The sequence below is a fragment of the Clavibacter capsici genome, assembly GCF_001280205.1.
GTDB classification, from domain to species: Bacteria; Actinomycetota; Actinomycetes; order Actinomycetales; family Microbacteriaceae; genus Clavibacter; species Clavibacter capsici.
The window spans coordinates 1,123,294-1,138,584 of the sequence record NZ_CP012573.1 but is presented as its reverse complement, the minus strand read 5'-3'; the positions used below and the strand labels follow the sequence as shown (position 1 = coordinate 1,138,584).

At 71.7% G+C, this 15,291-nt stretch carries 17 protein-coding genes and 1 pseudogene; 4 read left to right on the top strand and 14 right to left on the bottom strand.

What is annotated here, in order from left to right; all coding sequences use genetic code 11:
• Positions 1–75 precede the first annotated feature (75 nt).
• The 3 genes from AES38_RS05450 to AES38_RS05440 all read left to right on the top strand — a co-directional run bounded on the left by AES38_RS05450 (position 76) and on the right by AES38_RS05440 (position 1,848).
• Positions 76–555, top strand: coding sequence for an Lrp/AsnC family transcriptional regulator (locus AES38_RS05450; RefSeq protein WP_053774118.1), 480 nt, complete (start codon positions 76–78; stop codon positions 553–555).
• A 106-nt stretch (positions 556–661) separates the two neighbouring features.
• Positions 662–1,258 (top strand): methylated-DNA--[protein]-cysteine S-methyltransferase, encoded by a 597-nt coding sequence (locus AES38_RS05445; RefSeq protein WP_081001847.1) that lies wholly within the window; start codon positions 662–664, stop codon positions 1,256–1,258.
• Positions 1,255–1,848 (top strand): DNA-3-methyladenine glycosylase I, encoded by a 594-nt coding sequence (locus tag AES38_RS05440; RefSeq protein ID WP_053774117.1) that lies wholly within the window; start codon positions 1,255–1,257, stop codon positions 1,846–1,848. Before AES38_RS05445 ends, AES38_RS05440 begins: the two co-directional genes overlap by 4 nt.
• 73 nt (positions 1,849–1,921) lie before the next feature.
• Here AES38_RS05440 and yaaA read toward each other — a convergent pair whose 3' ends face one another.
• From yaaA to AES38_RS15420, 12 genes and pseudogenes are all read right to left on the bottom strand, one after another.
• Positions 1,922–2,677 carry a peroxide stress protein YaaA gene (gene yaaA, locus AES38_RS05435; protein ID WP_053774116.1) on the bottom strand — a complete coding sequence of 252 codons (756 nt, stop codon included), beginning with the start codon at positions 2,675–2,677 and terminating at the stop codon, positions 1,922–1,924.
• Positions 2,678–2,832: 155 nt separating this feature from the next.
• Complete coding sequence (locus AES38_RS05430) at positions 2,833–3,102, bottom strand: F0F1 ATP synthase subunit epsilon (RefSeq protein WP_053774115.1); 270 nt, start codon at positions 3,100–3,102, stop codon at positions 2,833–2,835.
• Position 3,103: 1 nt separating this feature from the next.
• Positions 3,104–4,564 carry a F0F1 ATP synthase subunit beta gene (atpD, locus tag AES38_RS05425; RefSeq protein ID WP_053774114.1) on the bottom strand — a complete coding sequence of 487 codons (1,461 nt, stop codon included), beginning with the start codon at positions 4,562–4,564 and terminating at the stop codon, positions 3,104–3,106.
• A gap of 35 nt (positions 4,565–4,599) precedes the next feature.
• Positions 4,600–5,499 carry a F0F1 ATP synthase subunit gamma gene (locus tag AES38_RS05420; protein ID WP_053774113.1) on the bottom strand — a complete coding sequence of 300 codons (900 nt, stop codon included), beginning with the start codon at positions 5,497–5,499 and terminating at the stop codon, positions 4,600–4,602.
• A 49-nt stretch (positions 5,500–5,548) separates the two neighbouring features.
• A complete protein-coding gene (atpA, locus tag AES38_RS05415) occupies positions 5,549–7,186 on the bottom strand; it encodes a F0F1 ATP synthase subunit alpha (protein ID WP_053774112.1) in 1,638 nt (545 codons plus the stop codon).
• A 55-nt stretch (positions 7,187–7,241) separates the two neighbouring features.
• Positions 7,242–8,033, bottom strand: coding sequence for a F0F1 ATP synthase subunit delta (locus tag AES38_RS05410; protein ID WP_053774111.1), 792 nt, complete (start codon positions 8,031–8,033; stop codon positions 7,242–7,244).
• Positions 8,033–8,599, bottom strand: coding sequence for a F0F1 ATP synthase subunit B (locus AES38_RS05405; RefSeq protein WP_053774110.1), 567 nt, complete (start codon positions 8,597–8,599; stop codon positions 8,033–8,035). The genes AES38_RS05410 and AES38_RS05405 overlap by 1 nt, the downstream gene beginning before the upstream one ends.
• An 11-nt stretch (positions 8,600–8,610) precedes the next feature.
• Positions 8,611–8,844: an ATP synthase F0 subunit C gene (locus AES38_RS05400; RefSeq protein ID WP_012037850.1), complete on the bottom strand. Its 234-nt coding sequence runs from the start codon at positions 8,842–8,844 to the stop codon at positions 8,611–8,613.
• Between the two features lie 46 nt (positions 8,845–8,890).
• Positions 8,891–9,706 (bottom strand): F0F1 ATP synthase subunit A, encoded by an 816-nt coding sequence (gene atpB / locus AES38_RS05395; RefSeq protein ID WP_371259389.1) that lies wholly within the window; start codon positions 9,704–9,706, stop codon positions 8,891–8,893.
• 186 nt (positions 9,707–9,892) lie between these two features.
• The gene (locus AES38_RS05390; protein WP_053774109.1) at positions 9,893–10,363 is read right to left on the bottom strand and encodes a Cg1360 family ATP-synthase-associated protein; all 471 of its coding nucleotides are present in this window, start codon (positions 10,361–10,363) and stop codon (positions 9,893–9,895) included.
• Complete coding sequence (locus AES38_RS05385; RefSeq protein WP_053774108.1) at positions 10,360–11,679, bottom strand: MraY family glycosyltransferase; 1,320 nt, start codon at positions 11,677–11,679, stop codon at positions 10,360–10,362. Before AES38_RS05385 ends, AES38_RS05390 begins: the two co-directional genes overlap by 4 nt.
• A gap of 286 nt (positions 11,680–11,965) precedes the next feature.
• Positions 11,966–12,493: pseudogene (locus AES38_RS15420) on the bottom strand (L-threonylcarbamoyladenylate synthase); the annotation flags it as partial.
• Positions 12,494–12,624: 131 nt separating this feature from the next.
• On the opposite strand from AES38_RS15420, the gene AES38_RS05375 reads away from it, so the two are divergent.
• Complete coding sequence (locus tag AES38_RS05375) at positions 12,625–13,278, top strand: HAD family hydrolase (RefSeq protein ID WP_053774106.1); 654 nt, start codon at positions 12,625–12,627, stop codon at positions 13,276–13,278.
• A 39-nt stretch (positions 13,279–13,317) separates the two neighbouring features.
• Here AES38_RS05375 and prmC read toward each other — a convergent pair whose 3' ends face one another.
• Positions 13,318–14,193: a peptide chain release factor N(5)-glutamine methyltransferase gene (gene prmC / locus AES38_RS05370; RefSeq protein ID WP_053774105.1), complete on the bottom strand. Its 876-nt coding sequence runs from the start codon at positions 14,191–14,193 to the stop codon at positions 13,318–13,320.
• A gap of 18 nt (positions 14,194–14,211) precedes the next feature.
• The gene (prfA, locus tag AES38_RS05365) at positions 14,212–15,291 is read right to left on the bottom strand and encodes a peptide chain release factor 1 (protein ID WP_053774104.1); all 1,080 of its coding nucleotides are present in this window, start codon (positions 15,289–15,291) and stop codon (positions 14,212–14,214) included.

The window sequence follows — 15,291 nt, the reverse complement described above, 5'->3', positions numbered from 1 at the left end:
GCATCCGCCCCGTCGGCGGGGACACGCGCCGCGGATCCGGTTGCCCGGCTCCTGCCAGGCTGTCATGCTCGGACGATGAGCACGCCCCAGCGCCCCTCCACCCGCGGGCTGCCCGTCGACGCGATCTCCCGCTCCATCGTCGACCAGCTGCGCGAGGACGGCCGCCGGTCGTACGCCGAGATCGGCAAGGCGGTCGGGCTGAGCGAGGCGGCGGTCCGCCAGCGGGTGCAGAAGCTCACCGACGCCGGCGTGATCCGCATCGTGGCGCTCACGGACCCGCAGCAGCTCGGGCTCACCCGGCAGGCCATGATCGGCGTCACCGTGAGCGGCGACGTGCGCGTGGTCGCGGACGCCCTCGCGGCCATCCCCGCCGTCGACTACGTGGTCATGACCGCGGGCACGTTCGACCTCCTCGCGGAGGTGGTGTGCGAGGACGACGAGGAGCTCGTCGAGCTCCTCAACGCGCGCATCCGGGCGCTGGAGGGCGTCGTGAGCACCGAGACGTTCGTGTACCTCAAGGTCCACACGCAGGACGGGCACGGGCGCTCCCGGTGACGGCGGCGCGGCTCCCCGCCTCCTCCCCCGACGCGTCGGGCGGATCCGTTCCCCCCGTCGTCCCCGGCGCGCCCGGGGCCCACCGGGACCGTCGTACCGTCGCCGCATGACGCCCTCCACCGCTCCCGCCATCGCGCCCGAACGCCTCGCCCCCTCCGCAAGGCGCCACGCGGATCCACGCCCGCCGCTGCCTCCCGCGCACGGCACCCTGCCGCCCGGCGCCGCGCTCCTGCGCGTGCCGTCGCCCGTGGGCCGTCTGGAGCTCGTCGCCGAGGGCGACCGGGTCCTCGCGCTCTCCATCGCGACCGCGGACCGCCTGCCGCTCGACCACCTCGACGACCGGCCGAGCGCGGTCCTCCACGAGGCCGCGCGCCAGCTCGAGGAGTGGTTCGCCGGCCGCCGCCGTGAGTTCGACGTCCCCGTCCGCCTCGCCGGCACGCCGTTCCGGGTCGCGGTGTGGGAGGCGCTCCTGCGCGTCCCCCACGGTGGCGTCACCACCTACGGCGCGCTCGCGCAGGCCGCGGGGCGTCCGGGCGGGGCCCGGGCGGGGGGCGGTGCCGTGGGGGCCAACCGGCTCTGCATCCTCGTGCCCTGCCACCGCGTGCTCGGCGCCGACGGACGCGTCACGGGGTTCAGCGCGGGCGACGGCGTCGCCACCAAGGTGCGGCTGCTGGCCGTCGAGGGATCGGTGCTGCCGTCGTGACCCGGGCATCGATCGCGGTCGGCGACGACGGGCTGGCCCGCTGCGCGTGGTCGGCCGGCGATCCCGAGTACCGCCGGTACCACGACGAGGAGTGGGGCCGTCCGCTGCACGGCGACCGGCCGCTGTTCGAGAAGCTCTGCCTGGAGGGCTTCCAAGCCGGGCTCTCGTGGATCACCATCCTCCGCAAGCGCCCGCGGTTCCGCGAGGTCTTCCACGGCTTCGACGTCGACGCGGTCGCGGCGATGGACGAGGACGACGTCGAGCGCCTCATGGGCGACGCCGGCATCATCCGCAACCGCGCCAAGATCCTCGCGGCCTCCGGCAACGCCCGCGCCGTCCGGGCGCTGATCGACGAGCGCGGCGACGGCGCCCTCGACCGCATGGTCTGGGCGCACGCGTCCGACCCGGCCTCGCGGGCGCGGCCCGGGACCGCGGACGACATCCCCGCCGTCACGCCGGAGTCCACCGCCCTCAGCCGCGAGCTCAAGGCCCACGGGCTGCGGTTCGTCGGGCCGACGACGGTCTACGCGCTCATGCAGTCGTCGGGCCTCGTCGACGACCACGTCGTCGGCTGCCACCGGGCCGCCTGAGCCGACGCACGGGCCGGACGCCCCGCCACACAGCCCCGCTCGTGTATCGAGCGGTGGTGGCGCGTGCGCGGGCTCAGTGCGAGGCCGCCACCAGCACGAGCTCGCCGGATGTGCCGCGCGCGAGCTCGAACCCTGCGGCCTCGGCCCAGTCGAGCAGCTCGGCGACGGAGGCGAGGTCCTGCCCGCCCTCGATCAGCGCGCGCACCAGCTCGCCCTTGGCCTTCTTGTTGAAGTGGTTGAGCGCGCGCACCGTGCCGTCCGCGCCGCGGGCCACGACGCGCACCACCGCGGAGTCCTCGTGACCCGGGCGCGGGCCGAGCGCGGCGTACCCGTCGGAGCGGAGGTCGAGGACGAGGCCCGGCACCCCCTCCAGCACGCGCCGCACCGACGCGACCCAGTGCGCCTTCATCCGCAGGCCCGGCACGCGGCTGTCGTGCGAGAGCCGGTACGCGGGGATGGGGTCGGTCGCCATCACCGGCCCGAGCAGGGCCGAGTGCACGGCCACGTGCCGCCCGGCGAAGGCGAGCTGGGCGGCGTCCAGGGCGTCCGCGCCGATGGGGTCGTAGAGCACGCCCGTGTAGCGCTGGAGCGCCGGCATGGTCGGCGACGACTCGAGGAGGCGGTTGCGCTCCACCTCACCGGCCTGGCGCGGCCCGAGCTTGAGCGCACGCGCGGCGGCCTCGGGGTCCCGCGCGAGGTCGGCGACCGCACGCACGACCGTCCGCCGCTCGTCCGTCAGCTCGGGGAACGCGAGGCGGTCGAGGGCGAGGCGGGAGCCGTCGTCCCCGCCGTCGCGCTTCGTCTCGGACGGGGGCAGCAGGACGAGCACGGGACCTCCGGGGATGGAAGGGACGGACGGGACGGACGGGACGTGGAGCGCGGGATCCCCGACGGGATGCGGGACCGGCAGACGCAGCGCGCCGCCCGGACGCACGAAGGCGGACGGCCCCCGAGGGGACCGTCCGCCGTCGGACGGAGGTGACGCTACGCGACCAGGGCGGCCTTGCGCGCGACCACCGTCACGTTGTCGTTCTCCACCGAGAGGAAGCCCTCGTCGGCGTCGGCCGTGATCACGGCGCCACCGTCCTGCGTGATGCGGACGTTGCCGGTCGCGAGGATCGCCAGGAGCGGCTCGTGACCGGCGAGGATGCCGATCTCGCCCTCGCTCGTGCGCGCAACGACCATGGACGCCTGACCCGACCAGACCTGCTCGTCGGCGGAGACCACGGTGACCGTGAGATCAGCGCGGGCCATGTCAGCCGTTCTCCTTCTGGATCTCGGACCAGCGGCGGTCGACGTCGTCGAGGTCGCCGACGTTGAAGAACGCCTGCTCGGCGACGTGGTCGTAGTCGCCGTCGGCGATCTTCGAGAACGACTCGATGGTGTTCTTCAGCGGCACGGTCGAACCCTCGACGCCCGTGAACTTCTTCGCCATGTAGGTGTTCTGCGAGAGGAACTGCTGGATGCGGCGGGCACGGGAGACCGTGACCTTGTCCTCCTCCGAGAGCTCGTCGACACCGAGGATCGCGATGATCTCCTGGAGCTCCTTGTTCTTCTGCAGGATCGCCTTGACGCGGGTGGCCGTGTCGTAGTGCGCCTGGCCCAGGTACCGCGGGTCGAGGATGCGGCTGGTGGACGTCAGCGGGTCGACGGCCGGGTAGAGACCGCGCGAGGCGATCTCGCGGCTGAGCTCCGTGGTCGCGTCGAGGTGCGCGAACGTGGTGGCCGGCGCCGGGTCGGTGTAGTCGTCCGCGGGGACGTAGATGGCCTGCAGCGACGTGATGCTGTGGCCGCGGGTCGACGTGATGCGCTCCTGGAGCACGCCCATCTCGTCCGCGAGGTTCGGCTGGTAGCCCACCGCGGACGGCATGCGGCCGAGCAGCGTGGAGACCTCGGAGCCGGCCTGCGTGAAGCGGAAGATGTTGTCGATGAAGAGCAGCACGTCCTGGTTCTTCACGTCGCGGAAGTACTCCGCCATCGTGAGCGCGGACAGGGCGACGCGCAGGCGCGTTCCCGGCGGCTCGTCCATCTGGCCGAAGACCAACGCGGTCTTGTCGAAGACGCCGGCCTCCTCCATCTCCATGATGAGGTCGTTGCCCTCACGCGTGCGCTCGCCGACGCCGGCGAACACGGACACGCCGCCGTGGTCCTGCGCGACGCGCTGGATCATCTCCTGGATGAGGACGGTCTTGCCGACGCCCGCGCCGCCGAACAGGCCGATCTTGCCGCCCTGCACGTACGGGGTGAGGAGGTCGATGACCTTGATGCCGGTCTCGAACAGCTGCGTCTTGGACTCGAGCTGGTCGAACATCGGGGGCTTGCGGTGGATGGGCCAGCGCTCGGTGATCTCGATCGCCTCACCGCCCTCGTTGTTGAGGATGTCGCCCGTGACGTTGAAGACCTTGCCCTTGGTGACGTCGCCGACGGGGACCGAGATGGCCGCACCGGTGTCGCGCACCTCCTGGCCGCGGACGAGGCCGTCCGTGGGCTTCAGGGCGATGGCGCGGACGAGGTCGTCGCCGAGGTGGAGCGCGATCTCGAGCGTGATCTCCGTCGACTCCTCGCCGATGGTGATCGTGGTCTTCAGCGCGTTGTAGACCGGGGGGATCGAGTCGTGCGGGAACTCGATGTCCACGACCGGGCCGGTGACGCGTACGATGCGTCCGACGCCGGCCACCCTGTCGGTGTCGACCGGCGCAGTGGCGGTGTCAGTCATTGATGTCTCTCTTCTTCATTCGTGGAGCGTGAGGATTACTTGGCTGAGGCGAGCGCGTCCGCGCCGCCGACGATCTCGGAGATCTGCTGCGTGATCTCGGTCTGCCGCGCGTTGTTCCGCAGCCGCGTGTAGGTGGTCACGAGCTTGTCGGCGTTGTCGCTCGCCGACTTCATGGCCTTCTGGCGCGCGGCGTGCTCGGAGGCGGCCGACTGCAGCATCGCGTTGAAGATGCGGCTCTCGATGTAGACGGGCAGCAGCGCGTCGAGCACGTCGCCCACCTCGGGCTCGAACTCGTAGAGCGGCAGGACGGCGCCCTCGCCGGGTGCCTCCACCCCCTCGACGACCTCGAGCGGGAGCAGGCGGACGACCTCGGGCTTCTGCGTGGCGATGGACACGAAGCGGTTGAAGACGATGTGGATCTCGTCCACGCCGCCCTCGGACGCCTCGGTCGTGAACTTCTCCACGAGCGCGTCGCCGATCGACTTCGCGGTCTCGAACTCGGGCTTCTCCGTGCTGCCCGTCCAGATGCGCTCCGAGTCCCGCTTGCGGAACTTGAAGTACCCGACGGCCTTGCGGCCGACCAGGTAGTACACGATCTCCTTGCCCTGCGAGCGGAGGAGCTCGGCGAGCTGCTCCGACTCCTTCAGGACGCTGGAGCTGAACGCGCCCGCGAGGCCGCGGTCGGAGGCGAAGATGACGATCGCCGCCCGCTCCACCTTCTCGGGCTCGGTCGTGAGGATGTGGTCGACGTTGGAGAACGTCGCCACCGCCGAGACCGCGCGCGTGACGGCGCGGGAGTACGGCGCGGACGCCGCCATCCGCTGCTGCGCCTTCTGGATGCGCGACGCGGAGATCAGCTCCATCGCGCGGGTGATCTTCTTCGTCGTCTGCGCGGACTTGATCTTCTGCGTGTAGACCCGGAGTTGCGCTCCCATGAGTCTCCCTATCGGTCTCGGTCGGTGGCGGATCGGTGAGGCGAGCGCGTCAGCGCTTGCCCTTGACGATCTGCTCCTGGTTGACGTCCTCGGCCTTGGCGGGCTCGAACCTCTCGGATCCCACCGAGGCGAGCGGCTTGCCCTCGCCCGTCTGGAACTCGAGCTTGAACGCGTCCACGGCCTTGTCCATCGCGTCGACGATGTCGTCGGTGAGGACGTTCTTCTCCTTCAGCTGCGACAGCACCTCCGTGTTGCGGTGGAGGTGGTCGAGCAGCTCCCGCTCGAAGCGGAGGATGTCCTCGACGGGGACCTCGTCGAGCTTGCCCTTGGTGCCCGCCCAGATCGAGACGACCTGCTCCTCGATGGGGAACGGCGAGTACTGGGGCTGCTTGAGCAGCTCGGTGAGGCGCGCGCCGCGGGCGAGCTGGCGACGGCTGGCCGCGTCGAGGTCGGACGCGAAGATCGCGAACGCCTCGAGCGAGCGGTACTGCGCGAGCTCGAGCTTGAGCGTGCCGGAGACCTTCTTGATGCTCTTCACCTGGGCGTCGCCGCCGACGCGGGACACCGAGATGCCGACGTCCACCGCGGGACGCTGGTTCGCGTTGAACAGGTCGGACTGGAGGAAGATCTGGCCGTCGGTGATCGAGATCACGTTGGTCGGGATGTACGCCGAGACGTCGTTCGCCTTCGTCTCGATGATGGGCAGGCCCGTCATCGATCCGGCGCCCAGCTCGTCCGAGAGCTTGGCGCAGCGCTCGAGCAGGCGGGAGTGCAGGTAGAACACGTCGCCGGGGTACGCCTCGCGTCCCGGCGGGCGGCGCAGGAGGAGCGAGACGGCGCGGTAGGCCTCGGCCTGCTTGGACAGGTCGTCGAAGATGATGAGGACGTGCTTGCCGCCGTACATCCAGTGCTGGCCGATGGCCGAGCCGGTGTAGGGCGCGAGGTACTTGAAGCCGGCGGGGTCGGACGCGGGGGACGCGACGATCGTCGTGTACTCCATGGCGCCGGCCTCCTCGAGGGCGCCGCGCACGGAGGCGATGGTCGAGCCCTTCTGGCCGATGGCGACGTAGATGCAGCGGACCTGCTTGTTCGTGTCGCCGGACTCCCAGTTGGCCTTCTGGTTGATGATCGCGTCGATCGCGATGGCCGTCTTGCCGGTCTGGCGGTCGCCGATGATGAGCTGGCGCTGGCCGCGGCCGATCGGGATCATGGCGTCGATGGCCTTGATGCCGGTCTGCATGGGCTCGTGCACGCTCTTGCGCTGCATGACGCCGGGCGCCTGGAGCTCGAGCGCGCGACGACCCTCGCTGACGATCTCGCCCTGGCCGTCGATGGGGTTGCCCAGCGGGTCGACGACGCGGCCGAGGTAGGCGTCGCCCACGGGGACGGAGAGCACCTCGCCGGTGCGGCGCACCTCCATGCCCTCCTCGATGCCGGCGAACTCGCCGAGCACGATGACGCCGATCTCGCTCTCCTCGAGGTTCTGGGCGAGGCCCAGGGTCCCGTCGGCGAACGTGATGAGCTCGTTGGCCATGACGCCGGGCAGGCCCTGCACGTGGGCGATTCCGTCGCCCGCGTCGAGCACGTAGCCGACCTCTTCGGTCGAGGCCTTGCCGGGCTCGTAGGACTGCACGAAGTCCTTGAGCGCGTCCCGGATCTCGTCGGGGCTGATCGAAAGTTCTGCCATCTTCTTTCCCTTTGCATTCACGAGAGCGGAAGGCCCCCGAGGTGACGCCCGCCGGTCAGGCGAACTGGAGTCTCAAATCGTTGATCCTGGTGGCGACGCTGCCGTCGATGACGTCGTCGCCGATCTGGACGCGGAGGCCGCCGACGAGGTCGTGGTCCACGACCTGGTTCAGCTCGACCCGCCGGGAGTACCGGCGGCTCAGGGCCTGCGCGAGGCGCTCCGACTGCTCGGGCGACAGGGGCGAGGCGACGCGGACCGTGGCGATGGTGAGGCCCGCCTGGTCCGCCACGAGGGTGGCGGCGTGGCGCACGAGCTCCCCGATGCGGCGGCCGCGGGGCTGCTGCACGAGCTGCTCAATGATGACCACGGTCTGCTCGGATGCCCGGCCGCCGAGGAGGCGGTGGACGAGCGTCGACTTGGCCTCGGGATCGCCCAGCTTGTCGCCGAGCGCGAGCTCGAGGCCGTCCGCGGTGGCGACGGCCCGTCCGAACGTGAACAGCTCCGCCTCGATGGGCGTGCCCTCCGGAGCGGACATGGCCACGGCGCGGATGCCGAGCTCCTCGACGCCCGCGAGCAGCTCGTCGTGCGACGACCAGCGGCCGTCGACGACCGCGCGGATGACGCGGAGCGCGGGCTCCTGCACCGTGGCGCCGAAGACCCGGTCCACGATGCTGTGCTTGACCTCCGGCGCGATGCCGGTGTCCGCCAGCGCGGAGAGCAGGTGCGTGGATCCGCCGATGGCGCGGCCGGCCCCGAGGAGCTGACCGGCCGTCGACAGGTCGACGCCCCCGAGCTCCGCGAGGACGCGACGGGCCGCGTCCAGCGATGCGCGCGATGCACTGCCCATCAGCTGGCGGATCCCGTCCTGCCGGCGGCCTCGCTGGCCTCCAGGTCGGCGAGGAACCGGTCGACGAGCGCGGTGGAGCGCTGGTCGTCCGCGAGGCTCTGGCCGATGACGCCGGACGCGAGGTCGATCGCGAGCGAGCCGACCTCGGAGCGGAGCGAGACGACCGCCTGCTGGCGCTCGGCCTCGATCTGCTGCTGCGCGCTCGCGGTGATCCGGGCGGCGTCGGCCTGGGCCTGCTCCTTGATCTCCGCAGCGATCGCCGTGGCGTCGACGCGGGCCTGGTCGCGGATGCGACCGGCCTCGGCACGGGCCTCGGCGAGCTGCGCGGTGAGCTCGGCCTTCGCGGCGTCGGCTTCCGCCTGCGCGCGCTCGGCCTTCTCGATGCCGCCGGCGATGGCCTCGGTGCGACCGTCGAGCATGGCGTAGACACGCGGCAGCGCGTACTTCCAGATGACGACCAGGAGGACGACGAACACGACCGCCGACCACACGATGTCGTAGACCGCGGGAAGGAGGATGCTCGGCGCTTCTTCACCTGCCGCCATCACGTTGTGGGGCGTGAGCATGTGCGTGTCCCTCAGTTGGTGAAGATGAAGTAGGTCGCGAGGCCGATGAGCGCGAGCGCCTCGGAGAACGCGATGCCGAGGAACATCGTGGTGCGGAGGCTGCCGGCCATCTCGGGCTGGCGGGCCATGGCCTCGACGGTCTTGCCGGCGACGATACCGACACCGATGCCGGGGCCGATCGCTGCGAGGCCGTAGCCGACGGTCGCGATGTTGCCGTTGATCTCGGCGAGAATGATGGGGTCCACTGGGGTTTCCTTCCGGTTGGGTGATCTCGTTGGTGGACGAGACCGCTTAGTGCTCCTCCGCCACGGCCATCTGGATGTAGACGGCGGTGAGGAGGGCGAAGATGTAGGCCTGCAGGACGGCGACGAGCAGCTCGAAGAGCGTGAACGCGAATCCGAGGACGAGGGTCCCGGCGCCCAGGATCTTGAGCGCGCCCTGTGCCTCGAAGAGGAAGAACCACGTCGCGGAGAAGCAGAGCACCAGCAGGAGGTGCCCCACGAGCATGTTCATCAGGAGTCGGAGCGTGAGAGCGACCGGCCGGATGATGAACGTCGAGAGGAACTCGATGGGCGTGAGGAGCAGGTAGACCGGCTTCGGCGCCCCGGCGGGGAACAGCGTGTTCTTGAAGAACATCACGCCCCGGTCCTTGATGCCGGCGTAGATGAAGGTCACGTAGGCGACGAGCGCCAGGAGCAGCGGGAGGCCGATGACGGACGTGCCCGCGATGTTGAGGAACGGGATGACGCCCGTGAGGTTCATGCCGAGGACCAGGAAGAAGATGGTCATGAGGATCGGCAGGAATCGACGGCCGTCCTTCTTGCCGAGGATGTCCTCCGCGATGTTGACGCGGACGAAGTCGACGCCCATCTCGACGAGGTTCTGCCCGCGGCCGGGGACCAGCGCGAGCTTGCGCGTGCCCACGACGAACAGGACCACGAGCACCGCCATCACCAGGAGCCTGATGAGCATGATGCGGTTGAGGTCGAAGCCCGTGCCCTCGAAGAAGGCGATGGGCGGGAAGAACTCCGAGAGCGTGGGAGCGTGGAACCCCTCACCCGAGTCTTCAGCGGCGAGGGTGATGATGCTGGGTGCGGCGATGGCCAACAGCGCTATCTCCTGTTTCGGGGCGTGGAGCGCGAGCTCTCGCGGCGACGAACGGATGGGGTGAGAAGACGCCGGCGTGAGGTGGATCTGGGCACGGCCCGACGGGAATCGTCTCGAGAGAGACTATCAACAATGAGGGTGCCCTGACTAATCGCGTCCCCCCGGCGACGGCGGGGACGCGCCCGGTCAGCGGCCCGGCAGCTGGGCGTCGCTGACGTACCCGACGCGCGCCTTGGTGATGACGACCATGTCCATCACCAGGGCGCCCACGACGCCCACGATGACCGTGACGAAGAGCACGACCAGGTTGATCCACGGCTGCTCCTTCAGCACCATCGCGACCGCGAGGAACACGACGAACTTCACGAGCCACGCCCCGAGGACGACCGAGAAGAACAGGGTCGGGTAGATCGGCGAGGACTGGAACCGGTTCGCGAAGAGGATGCTGCCGGCCGTGAGGCCGAGGAACACGAGCGCCATGGCGCTGCCGATCACGGCGCTGAGGAGCCCGCGCCCGCCGTCCACCGCGAATCCGACGATGCCGCCGACCACCGCGATGGCCAAGGCGAGGACGGCCCCGCCGATGAGGATGCGCGTGAAGACGTCCTTCTTCGCGGGGCGCTCCGCGGGGGCGGGCGCGCTCGGGCTGTCGGTCATGTCGTCTCCTTGCTGTTCCCGGCATGCGGGGCGTCGGTGGGCCGGGTCGCGACGGCCCCGGTGGCGAGGTCGGCGTGCTCGCGCTCGACCGTCTCGAGCTCGGACTCCGTGAGGCGCGCGAGCGGGCGGTCGCCCGCGGCCTCGTCCAGCGGGTCGTACGCGGCGGCGTCGTCCGAGTCCGCGTCGGCGGGGACGAGCTGCGCGGCGGCCTCGAGGCGCTTGCGGCGGCTGAGCGGCGCCAGCGTGATGACGGCGCAGGCGACCATGCCCACCGCGATGAAGGCGACGCCCCAGGCGTAGGGCTGCACCACGAACATGAGCAGGCAGCCGACGGACACGACGCCCGTCCACGCGTAGAAGATCAGCGTCGCGTGCAGGCGCGAGTGCCCCATGTCGAGCAGGCGGTGGTGCAGGTGCTTGCGGTCGGCGCTGAACGGGGACTTGCCGGCCTTGAGGCGCCGGAACACCGCGAGGGCGAAGTCGAGCAGCGGCACGATGAGGATCGCGAACGGCAGCAGGATCGGCAGGAACGCGGGCAGCAGCTGCGAGCGCCCGAAGGTCTCCGGGTTCGGGTCGATCTCGCCCGTGACCGCGATGGCGCTCGTGGCCATGAGGAGGCCGACGAGGAGCGCGCCCGCGTCCCCCATGAAGAGCTTCGCGGGGTGCCAGTTGAAGGGCAGGAAGCCGAGGCACGCGCCGATGAGGATCGCGCTGATGAGCGACGCGAGGTTGAACCGCTCGGTCTGGCCGGTGGCGGTGTCGGAGAGCAGGAAGCTGTAGAGGAAGAACGCGCCGTTGGCGATGATCGCGACGCCGGCGACCAGCCCGTCGAGGCCGTCGATGAAGTTGACGGCGTTCATGACGAGGACGATGGCGAAGATCGTCAGCATGATCGACATCTGCGACGACCCGACGGTGAGGCCGCCGATGGGGAGCGACGAGATGGCGACGCCCTGCCAGGCGAGGAGGCCGGCGGCGAGGATCTGGCCGGCGAGCTTGATCATCCAGTCGAGGTCGTAGACGTCGTCGAGGACGCCGATGACGACGATCATGAGCGCGGCGCCGAGGATCGCGAAGACGGGACCGGGACGCTCGAAGACCAGGCCGAACCAGGAGACCTGGGACGCCACGGCGAAGGCCACCAGGATCCCGGCGAACATCGCGACGCCGCCGAGTCGGGGCGTGGGCTGCGTGTGCACGTCGCGCGCGCGGATGGCCGGGTAGAGCCGGAAGCGGTAGCCGAGCTTCATGACGACCATCGAGAGGACGAGCGTGATGACCGCCGAGACGACCGCCATGGCGGCGTAGTAGGTCACCGGGGGTGCGCGGGCGGGTCCGCGGGGGGCTCGGTCGCGGACGGGGCGGCGGGCGCGGCGTCGGGATCCGCGGATCCGTCGGCGCGCTCGGCGCCGCTCGCGATGCCGCGGGGGCCTCGGGCGCGTCGGGCGTCGCGGGCAGGTCGGGGGCGGCCGGCGCGTCGTCGGAGGCCTCCGGCTCGGCGGGCTCGCTCGGCGCCGCGACGACGGGCTCGAGCTCGTCGCCGATGAGCTGCTGGATCTGCGCGCGCGTGACGGCGCCCTCGCGGACGATGCGGACGCGGCCGCCCGCCTCGGTGACGCGCGAGGCGTCGACGATGGTCGAGGCCGCTCCCCCGGCGGCGCCGCCGTCGAGGAGGATCGAGACGGAGTCGCCGAGCTGCTCGGCGGCGTCCTGGGCGGTCGCGGCCGCGGGCTGGCCGGTCTTGTTGGCGGAGGAGACGGCCAGCGGGCCGGTCTCCGCGAGGAGCTCGAGCGCGAAGGAGTTGGCGGGCATGCGGAGTGCGACGGTGCCGCGGGTCTCGCCGAGGTCCCAGACGAGGGACGGCTGCGCCACGAGGATCACCGTGAGGCCGCCCGGCCAGAACTCGTCCACGAGGCGGCGGACGACGTCGGGCACGAAGTCGGCGAGGGCGTCGAGCGTCGACCGGCCGGGGATGAGCACGGGAGGCGGCGCGTCGCGGCCGCGGCCCTTGGCGTCGAGCAGCCGCTGCACGGCCTCGGGGTTGAACGCGTCGGCGGCGATGCCGTAGACGGTGTCCGTGGGGATGACGACGACCTCGCCGCGGCCCACCGCCTGTCGGGCGAGTCTCATGCCGGTGAGGAGGTCGGTGTCGACTGAGCAGTCGTAGATGCGCGCCATGTCGTCGCTCATCGTAGCCGAGCGCGTGCCCGTGGCCCTGAGCGGCGGATCCGCGTGGCGTGCGGGCCCGCATACTGGATCGGGTGACCTCCCGGCCCTCCTCCCCCGCCCCGCGCGGGCTCCTGTTCGTGTTCGACATGGACGACGTGCTGTACGACCACGACTGGCGGGGGCCGGCCGACCGGATCACCGCCGCGACGGGCCACGACCTGCCCGAGCTGCGCCGCCGCTGGTACAACGACGACGGCGAGTGGGCCGCGGAGGCGGGGCGCCTCGACGCGGACTCCTACCTCCCCGCGTTCTGCGCGGCCGTGGGCGTCGACATGGACGAGGACGAGTGGGTGCGTCGGCGCCGCGCGTCCATGACGGTGCGGCCGGCGGCGCTCGAGGCCGTGGCCCGCGCACGCGAGGCCGGGCGGATCACGCTGCTCACCAACAACAACGCGCTCGCGGCCCGGCACCTGCCGACGCTCGCGCCGGAGCTCGTGCCGCTGTTCGGGCTGGAGCACCTGCGGACGTCGAGCGGCTACGGGGCCCGGAAGCCGGATCCGGCCGTGTTCCGCGCCGTGCTCGCCGCCTACGGGCAGCCGCCGGAGCGCACCTTCTTCGCCGACGACCGGCTCGACAACGTGGAGTCGGCGCGCCGGCTCGGGATCCACGGGCACCACGTGCGCGGGGACGGCGACCTGCTGCCGGCGGTGGAGGCGTTCGTGCGCGCCCAGGCGCACGCGGGCTGAGCCGCCACGGGGCCGTGCGCCCGCCGCGCGGGATCCGCGTCAGCGCAGCGCGGTCGTCGCGCGGTCGCGCCGGGTGAGGTCCTGGTGCGTCGCGGTCGCGCGCCAGCCGTCCGCGTCGAGGAGCGCGCGGATCGCGTCGCCCTGCAGCTCGCCGTGCTCGATCACGAGGGCGCCGCCCGGGTGGAGGAGCCGCCGCGCGGTCGTGGACACGAGCCGCACGACGTCGAGGCCGTCGGCGCCGCCGTAGAGCGCGAGCGCGGGATCGTGCAGCCGCACCTCGGGGTCGCGCGGCACCGCGTCGACCGGGATGTAGGGCGGGTTGGAGACGACGACGGAGACCCGGCCGTCGAGCTCGGGGAAGGCGTCGGCGAGGTCGCCGAGCACGAGGTCCACGTCGGGCGCGAGGCGCGCGACGTTGCGGGCCGTCCACGCGTGCGCGGCGGGCGACACCTCGATCGCGTGCACGCGCGCGTGCGGCACCTCGGTGGCGAGCGCGAGGGCGAGCGCGCCGGATCCCGTGCCGAGGTCGACCGCGACGGGAGCGTCCCCGGGGGCCGCCGACAGCGCGTCGATCGCGAGCTGCGCCACGTGCTCCGTCTCGGGCCGCGGCACGAACACGCCCGGGCCCACGAGGAGCTCGAGCGAGCGGAAGTGCGCGACGCCCGTGATGTGCTGCAGCGGCTCGCGGCGGGCGCGGCGGGCGGTCAGCTCCAGGACGCGGGCGGCGTCCGCGGCGTCGACGGCCTGGCGCGTGATCGCCCGCGACTGCACCTGCCCGCGGCTGAGGCCGAGCACGTGGCCGACGAGGAGCTCCGCGTCGACCGCGGGATCCTCGATGCCGGCCGCCGCGAGGGCCTGGCCGACGCGCATGCGGAGGGCGTCCACGGTGGCCGGGACGCCCTCCGTGTCAGCCACGCGGGACGGGACGACGCGTCACGCGTCGCCCCCGAGCGCGTCGAGCCGCGCCTCCTCGTCGGCCAGGATGCAGGACTCCACGACCGGGTCGAGGGCGCCGTCCATCACGGCGTCGAGGTTGTACGCCTTGTACCCCGTGCGGTGGTCCGCGATGCGGTTCTCCGGGAAGTTGTACGTGCGGATGCGCTCGGACCGGTCCATCGTGCGGATCTGGCTGCGGCGCACGGCCGAGGCCTCCGCGTCGATCTCCTCCTGCTGCTTGGCGAGCACGCGCGCGCGGAGCACGCGCATGCCGGCCTCGCGGTTCTGCAGCTGGCTCTTCTCGTTCTGCATCGCGACCACGATGCCCGTGGGCAGGTGGGTGATGCGGACGGCGGAGTCGGTCGTGTTCACCGACTGGCCGCCGGGGCCGGACGAGCGGTACACGTCGATCTTGAGGTCGTTGGGGTCGATGGCGACCTCCTCGACCTCCTCCACCTCGGGGATCACGAGCACGCCCGCGGCGGACGTGTGGATGCGGCCCTGCGACTCGGTGGCCGGCACGCGCTGCACGCGGTGCACGCCCCCCTCGTACTTGAGGTGCGCCCACACGCCGAGCGCGGGGTCGTCGGATGTGCCCTTGATGGCGACCTGCACGTCCTTGTAGCCGCCGAGGTCGCTCTGCGTCTGGCTGAGGACCTCGGTCTTCCAGCGGCGGGACTCCGCGTAGTGGAGGTACATCCGGAGCAGGTCGGCGGCGAACAGCGCGCTCTCGGCGCCGCCCTCCCCCATCTTGATCTCCATGATGACGTCGCGGGCGTCGTCGGGGTCGCGCGGGATCAGGAGCCGCCTGAGCTTCTCCTGCGCCTCGTCGAGCGACGCCTCGAGGCCGGGGATCTCGTCGGCGAACGCCGGGTCCTCCTCGGCCAGCTCGCGGGCCGCGGCGAGATCGTCGGTGAGCTGGGTCCACTCCGCGTGCGCGGCGACGATCCGGCTCAGCTCGGCGTAGCGCCGGTTGACCTTGCGCGAGCGCGACGCGTCCGCGTGCAGCTCGGGGTCGCCCAGCTGCTGCTGGAGCTCCTCGTGCTCCTCCAGCAGCTGGACGACGGACTCGAACAC

Bases quoted from the DNA above. Each gene is read 5' to 3' on its own strand.
- atpA (WP_053774112.1), bottom strand. From the start codon at position 7,186: ATGGCAGAACTTTCGATCAGCCCCGACGAGATCCGGGACGCGCTCAAG.
- AES38_RS05430 (WP_053774115.1), bottom strand. From the start codon at position 3,102: ATGGCCCGCGCTGATCTCACGGTCACCGTGGTCTCCGCCGACGAGCAG.
- AES38_RS05445 (WP_081001847.1), top strand. From the start codon at position 662: ATGACGCCCTCCACCGCTCCCGCCATCGCGCCCGAACGCCTCGCCCCC.
- AES38_RS05405 (WP_053774110.1), bottom strand. From the start codon at position 8,599: ATGCTCACGCCCCACAACGTGATGGCGGCAGGTGAAGAAGCGCCGAGC.
- AES38_RS05450 (WP_053774118.1), top strand. From the start codon at position 76: ATGAGCACGCCCCAGCGCCCCTCCACCCGCGGGCTGCCCGTCGACGCG.
- AES38_RS05390 (WP_053774109.1), bottom strand. From the start codon at position 10,363: ATGACCGACAGCCCGAGCGCGCCCGCCCCCGCGGAGCGCCCCGCGAAG.
- atpD (WP_053774114.1), bottom strand. From the start codon at position 4,564: ATGACTGACACCGCCACTGCGCCGGTCGACACCGACAGGGTGGCCGGC.
- AES38_RS05410 (WP_053774111.1), bottom strand. From the start codon at position 8,033: ATGGGCAGTGCATCGCGCGCATCGCTGGACGCGGCCCGTCGCGTCCTC.
- AES38_RS05420 (WP_053774113.1), bottom strand. From the start codon at position 5,499: ATGGGAGCGCAACTCCGGGTCTACACGCAGAAGATCAAGTCCGCGCAG.